Annotated in this window: 19 protein-coding genes and 2 tRNA genes; 19 read left to right on the forward strand and 2 right to left on the reverse strand. The window is 32.0% G+C overall.

Features of this window, described 5'->3' with window-relative positions; all coding sequences use genetic code 11:
- Window positions 1-2: 2 nt before the first annotated feature.
- From CN692_RS14155 to CN692_RS14210, 12 genes are all read left to right on the forward strand, one after another.
- A tRNA-Leu gene (locus CN692_RS14155) sits at window positions 3-86 on the forward strand.
- 493 nt (window positions 87-579) lie between these two features.
- A tRNA-Leu gene (locus CN692_RS14160) sits at window positions 580-662 on the forward strand.
- A gap of 104 nt (window positions 663-766) precedes the next feature.
- On the forward strand, window positions 767-1693 hold the full coding sequence (locus CN692_RS14165) for a tyrosine-type recombinase/integrase (RefSeq protein ID WP_142317528.1): 927 nt from the start codon (window positions 767-769) through the stop codon (window positions 1691-1693).
- A 177-nt stretch (window positions 1694-1870) separates the two neighbouring features.
- Window positions 1871-2593 carry a hypothetical protein gene (locus CN692_RS14170; RefSeq protein ID WP_098119823.1) on the forward strand — a complete coding sequence of 241 codons (723 nt, stop codon included), beginning with the start codon at window positions 1871-1873 and terminating at the stop codon, window positions 2591-2593.
- Between the two features lie 162 nt (window positions 2594-2755).
- Window positions 2756-2941, forward strand: coding sequence for a hypothetical protein (locus CN692_RS14175; protein WP_098119824.1), 186 nt, complete (start codon window positions 2756-2758; stop codon window positions 2939-2941).
- 15 nt (window positions 2942-2956) lie between these two features.
- Entirely contained in the window at window positions 2957-3199 is a 243-nt protein-coding gene (locus CN692_RS14180) for a hypothetical protein (RefSeq protein ID WP_098119825.1), read from the forward strand.
- Window positions 3189-3401, forward strand: a complete 213-nt coding sequence (locus CN692_RS14185; protein WP_098119826.1) for a hypothetical protein — start codon at window positions 3189-3191, stop codon at window positions 3399-3401. Before CN692_RS14180 ends, CN692_RS14185 begins: the two co-directional genes overlap by 11 nt.
- A gap of 276 nt (window positions 3402-3677) precedes the next feature.
- Window positions 3678-4250 carry a hypothetical protein gene (locus CN692_RS14190; RefSeq protein ID WP_098119827.1) on the forward strand — a complete coding sequence of 191 codons (573 nt, stop codon included), beginning with the start codon at window positions 3678-3680 and terminating at the stop codon, window positions 4248-4250.
- A 131-nt stretch (window positions 4251-4381) separates the two neighbouring features.
- Window positions 4382-4660, forward strand: coding sequence for a hypothetical protein (locus CN692_RS14195; protein ID WP_098119828.1), 279 nt, complete (start codon window positions 4382-4384; stop codon window positions 4658-4660).
- Window positions 4661-4806: 146 nt separating this feature from the next.
- Window positions 4807-5436, forward strand: coding sequence for a hypothetical protein (locus CN692_RS14200; RefSeq protein ID WP_098119829.1), 630 nt, complete (start codon window positions 4807-4809; stop codon window positions 5434-5436).
- 49 nt (window positions 5437-5485) lie between these two features.
- Window positions 5486-5950: a hypothetical protein gene (locus CN692_RS14205; RefSeq protein ID WP_142317529.1), complete on the forward strand. Its 465-nt coding sequence runs from the start codon at window positions 5486-5488 to the stop codon at window positions 5948-5950.
- A gap of 55 nt (window positions 5951-6005) precedes the next feature.
- Entirely contained in the window at window positions 6006-6902 is an 897-nt protein-coding gene (locus CN692_RS14210; RefSeq protein ID WP_098119831.1) for a hypothetical protein, read from the forward strand.
- 18 nt (window positions 6903-6920) lie between these two features.
- Here the strand turns inward: CN692_RS14210 and CN692_RS14215 are convergent, their stop codons facing one another.
- Window positions 6921-7370, reverse strand: a complete 450-nt coding sequence (locus CN692_RS14215; RefSeq protein WP_098119832.1) for a hypothetical protein — start codon at window positions 7368-7370, stop codon at window positions 6921-6923.
- Between the two features lie 175 nt (window positions 7371-7545).
- Window positions 7546-8499 carry an NPCBM/NEW2 domain-containing protein gene (locus tag CN692_RS14220; protein WP_098119833.1) on the reverse strand — a complete coding sequence of 318 codons (954 nt, stop codon included), beginning with the start codon at window positions 8497-8499 and terminating at the stop codon, window positions 7546-7548.
- A gap of 369 nt (window positions 8500-8868) precedes the next feature.
- Between CN692_RS14220 and CN692_RS14225 the strand changes: the two genes are divergently transcribed.
- The 7 genes from CN692_RS14225 (at window position 8869) to CN692_RS14245 (ending at window position 13051) form a co-directional block, all read left to right on the forward strand.
- Window positions 8869-9867 carry a hypothetical protein gene (locus CN692_RS14225; RefSeq protein WP_098119834.1) on the forward strand — a complete coding sequence of 333 codons (999 nt, stop codon included), beginning with the start codon at window positions 8869-8871 and terminating at the stop codon, window positions 9865-9867.
- A gap of 201 nt (window positions 9868-10068) precedes the next feature.
- Window positions 10069-10212, forward strand: coding sequence for a hypothetical protein (locus tag CN692_RS26185; protein WP_179874445.1), 144 nt, complete (start codon window positions 10069-10071; stop codon window positions 10210-10212).
- A gap of 12 nt (window positions 10213-10224) precedes the next feature.
- On the forward strand, window positions 10225-10434 hold the full coding sequence (locus CN692_RS14230) for a DUF5659 domain-containing protein (protein ID WP_098119835.1): 210 nt from the start codon (window positions 10225-10227) through the stop codon (window positions 10432-10434).
- Window positions 10435-10452: 18 nt separating this feature from the next.
- Entirely contained in the window at window positions 10453-11193 is a 741-nt protein-coding gene (locus CN692_RS14235) for a hypothetical protein (protein WP_098119836.1), read from the forward strand.
- A 591-nt stretch (window positions 11194-11784) separates the two neighbouring features.
- Window positions 11785-11925: a hypothetical protein gene (locus CN692_RS26190; protein WP_179874446.1), complete on the forward strand. Its 141-nt coding sequence runs from the start codon at window positions 11785-11787 to the stop codon at window positions 11923-11925.
- Window positions 11926-12167: 242 nt separating this feature from the next.
- Window positions 12168-12671, forward strand: coding sequence for a hypothetical protein (locus CN692_RS14240; protein WP_098119837.1), 504 nt, complete (start codon window positions 12168-12170; stop codon window positions 12669-12671).
- 185 nt (window positions 12672-12856) lie between these two features.
- Window positions 12857-13051: a hypothetical protein gene (locus CN692_RS14245; protein ID WP_098119838.1), complete on the forward strand. Its 195-nt coding sequence runs from the start codon at window positions 12857-12859 to the stop codon at window positions 13049-13051.
- Window positions 13052-13163: the final 112 nt, after the last annotated feature.

Raw genomic sequence — 13163 nt, forward strand, 5'->3', positions numbered from 1 at the left:
CTGCCGGGGTGGTGGAATGGCAGACACACAGGACTTAAAATCCTGCGGGGGTTGACCCCGTGCCGGTTCGAGTCCGGCCCTCGGTATCAAAAAAACCTCTTACATTTGTAAGAGGTTTTTGTTTTGTTTAGGAAATTATTAACTCTTTCTCTTGGAGCATATCGTACTGATACGAAGTTGTTGAGGAACGTTTCTAAACTCAAAAATAGGAACAATATTTGAACTATATTGATAAAGTTGTGAACTTCGTTGATATATTGCTTATTCTCGTTGATATATGCTCTATTCTCGTTGATAAACGTCATGTTCTCGTTGATATACTTTTTTAGCCACTTAATTCTGGCGAAAACCGGCTTAATTATTGCAGATCAAGCTCAATTTTTACTAGAATCGGCTCGATTATCGCCGAACTGTCTTAATTATCCATGGAACCGACTCAATAATTGCCAGAACTGGCTCAATATCATAACCGCAGCACAATTATCGAAGATCCGAGTCAATTATCGCCAGCTCTAGCTTTATTCCAGTTTTAGATTGGACAATTTCACTTTCATATATTATAATTAATTTATAAATTTTGGCGGTGTGGTGGAATGGCAGACACGCCTGACTCAAAATCAGGTATCCGTGAGGATGTGCAAGTTCGAGTCTTGTCACCGCTATATAAATGCTTTAAAATCAAGCTTTGCACTTAATTGTGCAGAGCTTTTTTTGTTTTTCTGCACATGACAAAATATCCACAAATAAGGTGCTGGAGGTCATGTACATGAGCAAACGTAGAATGATGTTATCAGCTGAAGAATTAAAGATTGTTTCAAAAAGTACATATGTAGATAATGACGAGGAAGCATTGAAATTATTCTTTGATGATTGCCACATTAGGAACTTAAGAAAAGACACTATCAGATATTATCGTGAGCAGTTTCAAGCAGTTAAACAACCTTTAGTGACAATGACAGAATCGGATATTAAAAACTTTATATTGAACCTACAGGAAAACGGATTGAAAACAACCAGTATTAACACCAGATTGCGTGGCTTACGGAGTTTTTATAACTTCCTATATAAACATAAACACATCAAAAAGAATCCAATGGCGAACATAAAGCTTTTGAAAACTCGTAAGGAAGTTGTTAATACATTTACGATGGAACAGCTACAACATTTATTTTCTTTGTGTGATATGAAAACATTCGTTGGCGTTCGTGATTATACAATAATGCTCTTGATGTTAGATACAGCTATACGATTAAATGAGCTAGTTAACATTGAGCTTAAAGACGTGAAGGATAGTGAAATTGTAATCAGAGAGACGAAAACATTCTTTGAGCGTATTGTTCCGATTAGTAAGAAGTTTAAGGAGCAGTTGAATATTTACATTCGTATACGAGGTGAAGCAGAAACGGACAAGCTATTCATTTCTCAAGATGGAACGGAGCTAAAGAAGAGAAGCTTACAAACGAGAATAAATCATTATGGGAAATTGAGCAAGATTGAAGATGTTCGAGTGAGCTGTCACACGTTCCGACATACCAGCGCTAAAATGTTCATTCAAAATGGTGGCAACGCATTTCATTTACAGCAGCTATTGGGACATACATCACTTGAGATAACAAAAAAATATGTAAACCTATGGAGTACCGATGTAGCTGAAAGTCATAAAAAATTTTCTGCTTTAACGAAATTATTTTAATGAGCGAGATTTAGATAGCTCAAAGCAAGATGTATAATGAAAAAGTTTACAAAATAAAAAACGCTTATTCTCTCCCCGACCAAAGTTTGAGAATAAGCGTTTCAACCACAACTCACGAGGAGCTGTATGTTAATTGTAGCATACCGTTTCCTTGAATAAAAGGAGCGTATTTCCATAATGAACGTTAAATACAAAATAAATGAACTCCAAAATCAATTGCTTACACGTCTAAACGCAAGAAAAGGCACGACTATGTTTACAATCATCGAGGCAATTTCTCGTCAAGCTTACGCAACCAGTTCGTTTGTAGTGTCACAGAAAAATAGTACGTTAGCTAAGAAATGTGGTGTCACAGCTTCAACAATTTCACGCAACCTCAAGAAAATCAAAACGTTATGTTCTGATTTAATTAAAATTGAACAAAATCGTAATTGTGAAGAAAAATTTGCAGCTCTTGTTTTTGAATTTATTCCAGAAGGGTCTGATTTACTTAGTAATAAGAGCACAGAAATGTCAAACGAGATGTCAAACGGAATGTCAAACGGTACAGAAGACGAGCCAATCAATACTGACAACGAATGTGTACAGGTAGCTGAACCGACTTCTAATTTAATTAATTCAACTACAAAATATAAAAATATAAATACTGTTAAACAGGAAGTTGACAATACAAATACAATTCATGAAGCTTATTTAAAATTTAAATCACAAGGAATCAATAAAACATTGTTCATGAAAATATTAGCTCAAGTTGAAAATAAAAAAAATATACGCTCGTTTAAACGGTATTTAGAAGGAAGTTTATCTAAAGTGGCAGAATACTTATCAATTAGGAATGATGATGGCATAGATGGTAGTGGAGCTGTACCTACAGGGATATTCGCTTACTCATGGATTTAACTATTAACAAAAAAGTTGATTATTAATATTCAAGAAATAGCTGACACTTATCCCGTAGCGGTCAGGTCAGATATTGTAGCGGTCAGCTGACGTAAACATTGTTTACATCTCATAATGCCATTGAACCTGTCATTCCTAAACTTGATACAGGGAGCTATGGTCATGAAAAAACGAATTAAGAAATTGAAGGAAAATCGTAAGGTGCAAAGAGCTTTCTGGAGTATTGTTGCTTTAACATTATTTTTAGCTATTCCATTTGGCAGTTTATCGGTAGCTAAAGTACAGCACAAACAATGGAAGGAAATAACGTTAACTGTTTTCGGTAAATCATTAACAATTAGCAGATAAGGAGCTGAATTATCAATGAGAAATTATGCGTTCGATACAATTAACAAAGTGACAGTAAAGCTCAAAAATGGAAAAGCAATTAATGAAATTGAAGGAACAGAAGAAGAATACGATGAAATTAAATATTACAACCAGTACGTTGAGATTACCGAAAGCTCGTATGATTTATTAACATCTAATCTAGTAATATACTTTGCGACAAATAACGAAAGCTGTTTAAAAGCCATCAATAAGGAGCTGAGAAAATATGGAGAATAAAAAATATCCTGGGTATAAAAATGTATACAAACGGAGTTTAGCCATGGAACTTGTAAGGTGTGGACATGACATTATTAAAACAATGCCTAATCGTGCTAATCTCAAATATCAAATTTTTGTTTTCGGAGATTCACAACAGTTACGGAAAGATTTAGCAGAGCTTAACAATCAAGAATTTACTGAAGAAGAAATAGCTGAATAAACGTATTTCGCATTTGCTTACGTCTAAAATCGTTTTTCATCATTTCTAATACTTCTGTATTAAATACCTCACTTATGTTAAATGTCACTATCGGCAAATTGATTTGCCGTAAACTTACAAACGAAACATTTAACTTCCACAATAAACGAACAATAACTGTTTACAAAAGTTAACAACGTTCGTGATTTACTAAAAATCCTTTAATTTGTTCACAATTCCTTACAGCTATTTTTAAAGACCTACAATAGTATTACAAACTATTTGGAGGAGTTAGAAATGGCTGAAGATATTATTGGAAAACGGTTTGAAAGCCATAGTGGTGGCTGGTTTACTGTGATAAGAAAAACAGAAAAAAAGCAAAGTACTGCTTATTTGTATGAAATTGAGTTTGATGAATATAACGGGGTTAAATATAAAAGCTATTATACAAAAGGGCACATTAACATGGGCCGAGGAAGAAATCCTTATTATCCTACTGTTTATGGAATCGGTTATGTTGGCAATGTAATAGCTTCCGACCATAAATATATTTACACTAGGTGGTCGGCAATGCTCCGAAGGTGCTATTGCGATACGAGCAAAAAACATAAAAATTACAGAGCCGAAGGTATTACAGTTTGTGACCGTTGGCATTCATTTGAAAATTTTTTAAATGATTTCCCATTAATTGAAGGTTATGATGAAGCAAATTTAAGCAAACTCGACCTTGATAAAGATGTGAAATTCTTCAATAACAAAATCTACAGTTTAGAAAATTGTATGCTTGTTCTTAAAGATGTAAACATCAGAGAAAGATGGGACAGGTGGAAAAAGTCAAAAACAATTGAAAATGTGAATTGTGAATTGTGAATCGTCAACCGTAAAAAGTTGACGTTTTTTATTTGTCACAATTTGGACACATTTATAACATGACAATTAAAAACAAGCCAATACAATAACTTCATCAAGACAAAAACAATTACAATTTGGAGGTTTTACACATGAAAACAATATCACTCGAGGAATTATCAAATTACACAGCTGAAGAAAAAGAAAAGTTTTACGAAGAATGCAGAAATCAACCACAACCAATAGCTATGTTAAATGAAAGTGCTCATCTGGATTCAGATTATGCGATTCATTACAGCTTTTTATACAAACATGAAGACAATGAACTATATTATGCTAAAAACGTAAATGATGGAAAAATTAATCATCATTCAATGACACTTGAAGAAATTTATAAAATTTATACGCATATGTACAATATAAATGTGTAAATAATCATCATGACCAGTTCGTAAAGAGCTGGTCTTTTTATTTGAAAAATAAATTCAAATTTATGGAAATTTTGTAAATTGTTTCTTGGTGTTCTTAATAATGTATCGTACACTAATAATGAGAACGAGCATTGGAGGAAGAAAATTTGAAGTTTGAAACGAAACATTTAATTCGCTGGGGTATTCCTGGTTGGGTATTCATCTTTTGGTTATTTTATGAAATGCTTTTTTTAAAAGGAATTAACCCACTTGACACCAAAATGGCGGATTTAAAAACAGGATTGACGTTATTAATATCTTTAACTGCTATTGGGGTTCCAATTGGTTACCTGTTACATCAGATGTATTTTGGATACGTTTGGGTTAGCAATAAAAACAAGAATTACGTGAAAATTGCAAGAAAAGTAGGTAAAAAGTTTCCTAGACCAAATGGTTGGGGGCAAAATAAAAATCAAGATTATTTCCATTTTGAATATGTTTGGCATCAGGTCTTGATTAAGCAAAATGCCGAAACCAGAGCATATTTAGAAGCAAGATACAGACATCTGCTGGGGAATATTCATGGACTTGGAGCACTATTTGTAAGTTCTTTATTATCATTGTTAATGTCAGTTGCTATCATTTTTACTCATCTACAAACTTTTCCAGATAACATTTTCTTTTGGATTGGCTTGGTTTTCCAAATTGCAATATATTTATCGGCTGTTTTCAATTACGGATATTATTCAGATAACTTACGTGCATTTCAAATAAAGATGCTTCAAACTTATTTATAAGGCATTCCTTAAGGAGTGCTTTTTATCGATGTTAATGGAGGTGTTAGCAATGACAATGTTTTATACAATACTTACAGGTGTATTAATTTTCGTGCTTGGGAGAATTATTGAGAAAATGATAATTGACCCGATTAAAGAATATTGGGCAATAGTTGCTGAAATTTATGATGGAATGATTTTTTATGCTAATAGAACAAGTAATCCAATAGCGATTGATAAAGCTACTCCTGATGAAATTAAGAAACATATTAATCAAGTTTCCGATGATATAAGACGATTGTCTACAAAATTACGAATAGCCACTTATAACATGAGATGGTTTTATAAATTTCATAGTTTATTTGGAGCACCAAAATTAAAAGATATTAATGAAGTTTGTGGAGCTTTAATTGGATTGTCTAATAGCTTAACATATGTAAAAGATTTTGAACCAATTGAGAGAAACATTAAGTATCAGAAATTAATATTCGAAAAATTGAAATTAACAAAATTTGAAAATAAATTAAAACAATGACCGCTAGCTTTCGGTAATTAATTAAATAGTTTTATAGTTTGAAAGGAATGTTTTAATGTACGAAATAACAATAAAAGAAACTTGTAATGGATTTTTTAATTGTCTTGAACCTGCTGATAAGATACAAATTGTAGCAGTATTTATAGCATTGATAGCTGCAGGTGCATCTTTTGCAACGATTTTTTATCAAAGATGGATTGATAAAAAAAACAAAGAAGCAATAATAGTTCCAGGTATAAAAAGTATAAATGCAAATGTAGAAAATATTTTAAGCGATTGGGAATATGAGGATGGTAGCAGTGCAGAAGCAAAATTTATAACAAAACAATTTAGCCGAGCAAAAATACCAATATGGAATTACGGCGGAACACCAATTTTTAATATTGGATTCAGTTATCAGTTAGAAAATGAAGTAGAATTTTTTAATCTAAATGAATTGCATAAAAGCATAAACAATCCATTTAGTAATGAATATTATGACTTGGCAATAAAAAAGAAAAATGAAGATGATGGTGCAAGATTGATAATATCAAATTTTCAATTTTTAAAAAAGAATATTAATGAATCTCGTGATATACTTCCGTTTATTCGTACGGTTGATTCAATAATGCCAAATCAAAAAGCTGAAATTGTTTTACCAGATTATTTCATTATTTTATTAAATAACTATTTTTTACAAACAATGAAAGATGAAAAATTGAGGCCGATTTTAAAGTTGAGTATAGTTTATGACGATATAAATTTTCACTCATGGCGTAAGGAATTTAGAATATTTATTCCGAACTCATATAGGTATAAAGGCAGTGAACTTACAACAAGTTTCCATTATGAAATAATACAAGATAAGAAAAAAGTGAAGCGTTTTACAGCTAAGGAAAACGAGGAGCATATTAAAAAGCAAAATGAAAAAACATTATTAGGTAAAATAAAAAAGAAGTTGAGTCGTAAATGACCAACTTCTTTTTTATTATTATTTAAGATTGATTGCTTCAGAAGCTAATGTATCTAAATTCAAAGATGAGTCACCGTTGGGAGCAGTTCTGACCGTTACATGATATTCGCCTTTTTGAAATGAGCGTGTACGTTTAAATACAATTTTTTGTTTTTGACCTGGCTTCAGTATGTATGCTAATTCGTCAGCTTCATCGTCTAATAAGTCACTATATACCATGCTTTCTTTGTTGGGTTCACAATTAACTTTGAACGTACCAATGGTTTTAGCATTGTTTACCAATGTAACGATAATCTTTTCATTTTTAGTATAAGTGGTATCATTCGTGAAAACGGACACACCCAGTTTTTCAACTTTGGCAGTTGGGATATGTTTCTCAGCAGTTGTCGTTGTTGTTGTATCAGTAGAACACCCAGCCAATGAAGTTATTAAAATAGCAGAAATAAGCAGCTTATTAAAACTCTTCATTAATTATCCTCGCATTATTTTATTTGTTACAGCAATTATATCATTTATGGAAATTTTTTCATGAAAAAAACTGCTCCGCTTATTAAGCAAAAACAGCTTACAATATATATGTTTTGAACCATTGTTTACCATATAAAAAAAATCCCTGTAACCATTTAGGTACAGGGCTCTATTATTAAGGTATTAAAATAGGGTTAACTATATCCGTATAAGTGCTATTTTGATAGTAATAAGTTTGGCTATATCTTCCAATAAATTCGAATTTAATTACGTTTACATTTTTTACACTAATAGATATTGATTTTGGTTCATCTAAATAATCAATTTTATCTGATTCATAGATTATTTCGTCATCACCATAAACAACAAGTTTACTTTGTTCTTCGCCATCACGAGTTATGTCATCCATGCCTAACAGGAATTCTAATGTACTATATTTTCTGCTTAATTTATATCCAATATTAGCAGGTTCATCGTCATTATAACGATTGTAACCGCTAATACCGTTATAATATTTTTTCCCATTAATAGCAAAAGAGCTATTCGGAAACTTATTTATCGCTGTCCAATCACTACTACTACCCATGGATTGACCATAAGTTGAATAAATAGGCAGTTTTGTTAAATTAACTACACCATTAGATGGTTTAATACCTAAATATAAATTTGTTCCATCGTATGAATAATCTGAACTTTTATATGTTGATAATGCTGGAATAATCGTGTCTACTTGTACATACTGTTTATTACCCATGGACACGAAGTTCGAGCCACCAGATTCAATGCCATCTTGATAAACTTTACCAGCTTTAACTGTTGGAACAAGTTTATTTAATCGAGCAACTTCACTTTTTAACGAATTAATTTGAGTTTGTTGTGATTTGTTGGTACTTGTTAAAGTATTTTTTTGACTTGTTAGTGTTGTAATTTGTTTCTTTAAACTTGTTACTTGACTTGTTAGTGATGTTACTTGTTTCTTTAAACCTGTTACTTGATTTGTTAATTGTGTTATTTTCGTTTTTAAAGCTTTAGTAGGGTCAGTTGTTGCAAAAGCACTCGTTGTCGAAGCTAATGATATTGCTAATACAGCTGAACCAATGAATAGCCCTTTTTTCATTTTGGTTTTCATAATGTTGAATATTCCTCCAATATTTCAAATTCTTTGATATATTACCAAATATTAGAATCTATTAATATAGGTAATTGCTGGTAATTTTACAAATATTACTTTTGTTTTTACAATTATTACGAATTTGTAGAGCAAAAAACTGCTTCGAATATTAAAAGTAACCACATAATCTTCATCACGACCAATGGCTACGGCTGATGTTTTTTTCGGTAAGTGTACCTTGTTCATCTAATTACAGATTAGTTATATAAGGATTAACTAAAATTTATGTAAAAAGGCAAAATTCCCCCAAATTACAGAAGTCATTAGTTCTGTATAATTAACTTAGGTTTTATTTAGTTAATTGTATGTGAAGGAGGTTTATTTAAATTGTTTGGAAATTTTTTGGTTATAGCAATGATTGGCACAGGTGAATTAATAGAAAAGAGTGCAGAAAATAGTATGTTTGGTATCGACTCAAGTTTAGAAGCTACTATTTTATTTGGGGTATCGGCAGCTCTACTTTCTCTTGTGGGTCTTATCTCCATATATTTGGGTATCGCAAATCAACAGTCTGCTGATAAAGCACGTGATGTTGTTTATGAAATGCAGTTTTTTTTATATAACAATTCAAAAGGAACAAAGAAATCATTCGAACGGTTCATTCAACTTAGGAAACATTATTATCATTTGACTAAGGTTAATTTTTTGAATTTCCCTATTATTATTTTAGCTACTTCTACTGTTAGTGCGGTAACGGTTGCTTGGTATTTCTATTCTCTTGTCATAGATGGTAATTCTCTTTTTAGAGTTTTTATGCGCGTGGCTATTGTAATATTATTTCTATTTATTCTTTACATAGCATATTTAGGTACTCGACCTGCTGGAGTGGTAAAGTACGATAATTTTTTCCATATCGAAAACAAACGTATGGGTGTAGATATGAGGGAATTGGTAATGCGAACTTTACGTTTAAAATTTGAAGTTTACTATCATAGGGGTAGTTACACTTATATTCTAGTGGTTGATACAATTCTTGGGGAATTATTTAAATTAGCAAAAAATTATCCTAATATATCGGGGAAATTAAAAATATCATCTAAAGAAGGTTTAAGAGATTTTGGCTTTTTGTGGAAGTCAGGTGAATTAGAGTTTACTATAAATGAATATGAAAAACTTGAAGATAAACTTGACGATTTAAATAATAAATTAAAAACAATGAATTACTTTGACATTGAATTAGAATTAAAGAATAAACGATTTGAGCATTATTTAGATTTTAAAAGAGTTCATATATCAGGGCCAACTATTGAGCATCGAAGTTTTATACCTGTTCGTGCCATACTTTTCCCTGTTAATTGTGATAGTTATCAGTTAGAAAGTAAATAGATAAATTGAGTAAATCTTGTCGTCGTCAGTCATGTTATGCGTAAAAAAACGTCTTTCGACGTTTTTTTTATTTGCTCTCCTTACAGCCATTTCTAAGACAATACAATGATAATATGGTCCGACAAGTAGGTTCTTAAGACCTACTTGTAAATAATCAAGCAGTATACATATAACTTGTATGACATTTTAGGAGGAAATTATATGAAAACAAATCGTGAAACAAAAAAGACGGTCAGGTTTACTGACGAGGAAATTAAAATGATTGAAAAATACGCTGAAGACAACGACAATATTAAGTTTTCTCAAGTAGTTCGTGAATTGATTACAAACGGATTAAACAAGTAGGAGGAATTACAAATGGAAACATATACAAAGAAAAGAATTTTTAGCTTAAAGGTAACCAACTTTTTACTAAGTCGTGGAGCTGAATTAATTGAAATTAGAAGTGGGGAGGTGATGAACGACCCAAGAGCTTGTACATTTCTATTCGCTAGAAATGAAAAGCTCTCGGAGGCATTAACTGCTTTGGAAGAGCACAACAAAATGAAAAAGTTAATGCCTAATTAAATTTAGGAGCGATATAGCATGGCAAAACTTGCAAAAAGATACAGCACAAATGAACTGTGTGCTTTTAAAGGCGTTACACCAGCTTACTTCCGTAAAAATTCTGAAAAGCTTCTCAATAAATGGAGAAAAACAGATTACATTGAAGTTATAAAAGGACCACACAGCAACAGCACAACATATTACGATGTAACTCCAAAAGATGAAAATGAATTGCCAAAAGTACTTTTGGAAAGCAGTAGTGAGGTGGAGTTAACTAAGAACTCAGAAAAACAAATCGAATTAATTCTTAAAGCAGTATTGATTGACAGGATTGTGCCAATACAAAGTGAATTATCTAAAGTAATTGGCAAAGGCATAGGCACAGTTAAAAATCGTGTGAAGGAAATGAAAGAGTTAGGCATTAAGCTTCCGACTCCAACGGTGCTCGAAACTGATTATGACGAGGAAACTGGCGAAATCATAGAATATGAGCGAAAAGATTGTTATTGGTTTTATTATGATACATTGCTTAACGGCAATATCAAAAAAATCATTGAAACTTCTGAAGTTCATAATGCTTTCGGTAAATTTTATAAACAGCAAATTGCTTATTTAAAAAGTATCCATGGTGCCAAATATGATTCAAACATAGGCAATGGTTTAGCAAATAATTTTGCTTTAAAACAACTTGATAAAAAGTTTAGTTTTAATTCGATTAATCGGGTTGCCGAATGGAACGTAAGTGAAGAATTTGAAAAGAAAATATGTGGAAAATATTGAATACTGTCACCAAATTGGTGACAGTATTTTTTTATATTTCGCTCTAGGCTTTTTTTGTCTATCTATTATATTAATTACTATAAGGAGACAAAAAAGGTCTAGAGCGACCAATAATGGCAGTTGAATATTTATTTTCAAATGAAATGACTTTTAATATTTTTGAGCACAATATTCGCTCTAGACAAAATTTGTCTGTCTATTAGTTATTATTCTATAGAAAGGTAAAAAAGGTCTAGAGCGAATAAATCAATAGCAAAACAAACAAAAAACTGATGGGAGCACCGATAGGTGTCTCCAGCGATAATTTCGCTGAAGGCGATAATTATCGGCAGCGCCAAGCTCTGGCTCCGCCGAGGACCATCGGAGATGAGAGTTGTGGTACGCCACAACGGATAGATAACATTATTAATCAATTAATATATCAATCATTTAGTATTGGGCTCGTGGCCTCGCCTGTCGAGACACCTACGGTGCTCGGTCGCTTTCTTTGTGTGAGTTGTTGTAAATATTTATTAACAAATCGTTTACATTACCGTTTAGTACGTATGTATATACTATAAGCTACTAAATTGATACTAAAGGAGATTGAATATGAAAGAGAAAAAGCAAATACATTTATATTTACCTGTTTGGGTTCACGAGCAACTTAAAGATGAAGCAGTTAAGAACGGCAGTAACTTTGCACCATACGTGACCATGCTATTAGCTAAATATTGTAACGACAATAAGTGATTGAATATAGATATTCAAAGGAGTGAATGAACATTAATTACATTGATATATTGTTAGATGAAGATGAAGACAACTGTTAAATGATTAGCAGTTGTTTTATTTATGTTTAGACAAATAAGCAGACCCAATTAATAGTCCCCCTAGGTCAAAAAAGAAAAAACCAAGAAAAACAAGAGGACCGAAAAGTGGGAAACTCTGGAAAATCCGAAATCCCTTAATTTAGAATTGAAAGGAGCAATATTATGGCAAATCAAGCTCGAGGAGTGCATAGTATACGAAAAAACTTGACAAAAGCAGAAATAACAGCTCGAGAAACTGCTGAAGAATTGGTGGTGACAAATCAGACCAAACCTAAAGCAGATGAAACAACTAAAAACCACTCAATCATGAGAAAATTATTCAACAAGCTAAAGAATTTAAATGACCACTTCACTGAGGCAGATAGTATTGCACTAAACACGTTAGTTTTCAATCTGTACATGAAACAACGTTCACAGGAGAAACTCATCACTACTGACGAACTGGACGATAACTTCAGTCGTTTACTCATCAACTTAGAAAAGTTCAACAAGCAAATCAATGAATCAATGAAACAATTATGTATACCTCTTAATGCTCGTATGTCACTGGCAAACGACATGGCCAAGGTAATGATTGAGGAGAAAAAACTAGAAGCTATGGAAGCTCCTAAAGTAAAGGAAGTCAACCCATTGCTAGCAATACTGGAGGACGATGATGATGAATAAATATTATGAATATGCGACCAAAGTCCTATCAGGTGTATAAAAATTATCGTGTTTTCTTCAATTGGAGACACGATTTTTTTGGTTTTTTTACGAAAAGCCACTGATTTCTACTCGACATTTATATATATATTTTGTAGGCAGTTCGTTCGTTGAACTAACAAATTCTCAAAATGGAGGTTTAGAAAATGAACAAATTTGAAGAAATCGAAATATATGGAGAACAAATTTATTACAGAGGCCAAAAGAAAATGAAAATACGAGAATACAAGAAAGCTAAATTGTCACAATCGGAAGCTCTTGAAGAATTAAATATATGGCTTAAATCTGAAGGTCAAAAGCCAAACACAATAAGTTTTATTAAACATAATTGGAACAAATAAATCGGTATTTTAACCATAGCAACTAGCAGTCGTTTTAAAATTGATTCTTCCATTAGATGTAATAACGGCTATTAATTGGTGTGGTTAATCTACACTATTTCAATATTCAATG

Origin of the sequence: Bacillus sp. AFS002410, from assembly GCF_002556365.1 — a bacterium.
In the GTDB taxonomy this organism is placed as follows: domain Bacteria; phylum Bacillota; class Bacilli; order Bacillales; family Bacillaceae_G; genus Gottfriedia.

What these genes read in the sequence shown, in the direction of transcription:
- CN692_RS14165 (WP_142317528.1), top strand. Translation starts at nt 767, where the DNA reads ATGAGCAAACGTAGAATGATGTTATCAGCTGAAGAATTAAAGATTGTT.
- CN692_RS14170 (WP_098119823.1), top strand. Translation starts at nt 1,871, where the DNA reads ATGAACGTTAAATACAAAATAAATGAACTCCAAAATCAATTGCTTACA.
- CN692_RS14175 (WP_098119824.1), top strand. Translation starts at nt 2,756, where the DNA reads ATGAAAAAACGAATTAAGAAATTGAAGGAAAATCGTAAGGTGCAAAGA.
- CN692_RS14180 (WP_098119825.1), top strand. Translation starts at nt 2,957, where the DNA reads ATGAGAAATTATGCGTTCGATACAATTAACAAAGTGACAGTAAAGCTC.
- CN692_RS14185 (WP_098119826.1), top strand. Translation starts at nt 3,189, where the DNA reads ATGGAGAATAAAAAATATCCTGGGTATAAAAATGTATACAAACGGAGT.
- CN692_RS14190 (WP_098119827.1), top strand. Translation starts at nt 3,678, where the DNA reads ATGGCTGAAGATATTATTGGAAAACGGTTTGAAAGCCATAGTGGTGGC.
- CN692_RS14195 (WP_098119828.1), top strand. Translation starts at nt 4,382, where the DNA reads ATGAAAACAATATCACTCGAGGAATTATCAAATTACACAGCTGAAGAA.
- CN692_RS14205 (WP_142317529.1), top strand. Translation starts at nt 5,486, where the DNA reads ATGACAATGTTTTATACAATACTTACAGGTGTATTAATTTTCGTGCTT.
- CN692_RS14210 (WP_098119831.1), top strand. Translation starts at nt 6,006, where the DNA reads ATGTACGAAATAACAATAAAAGAAACTTGTAATGGATTTTTTAATTGT.
- CN692_RS14215 (WP_098119832.1), bottom strand. Translation starts at nt 7,370, where the DNA reads ATGAAGAGTTTTAATAAGCTGCTTATTTCTGCTATTTTAATAACTTCA.
- CN692_RS14220 (WP_098119833.1), bottom strand. Translation starts at nt 8,499, where the DNA reads ATGAAAACCAAAATGAAAAAAGGGCTATTCATTGGTTCAGCTGTATTA.
- CN692_RS26185 (WP_179874445.1), top strand. Translation starts at nt 10,069, where the DNA reads ATGAAAACAAATCGTGAAACAAAAAAGACGGTCAGGTTTACTGACGAG.
- CN692_RS14230 (WP_098119835.1), top strand. Translation starts at nt 10,225, where the DNA reads ATGGAAACATATACAAAGAAAAGAATTTTTAGCTTAAAGGTAACCAAC.
- CN692_RS14235 (WP_098119836.1), top strand. Translation starts at nt 10,453, where the DNA reads ATGGCAAAACTTGCAAAAAGATACAGCACAAATGAACTGTGTGCTTTT.
- CN692_RS26190 (WP_179874446.1), top strand. Translation starts at nt 11,785, where the DNA reads ATGAAAGAGAAAAAGCAAATACATTTATATTTACCTGTTTGGGTTCAC.
- CN692_RS14240 (WP_098119837.1), top strand. Translation starts at nt 12,168, where the DNA reads ATGGCAAATCAAGCTCGAGGAGTGCATAGTATACGAAAAAACTTGACA.
- CN692_RS14245 (WP_098119838.1), top strand. Translation starts at nt 12,857, where the DNA reads ATGAACAAATTTGAAGAAATCGAAATATATGGAGAACAAATTTATTAC.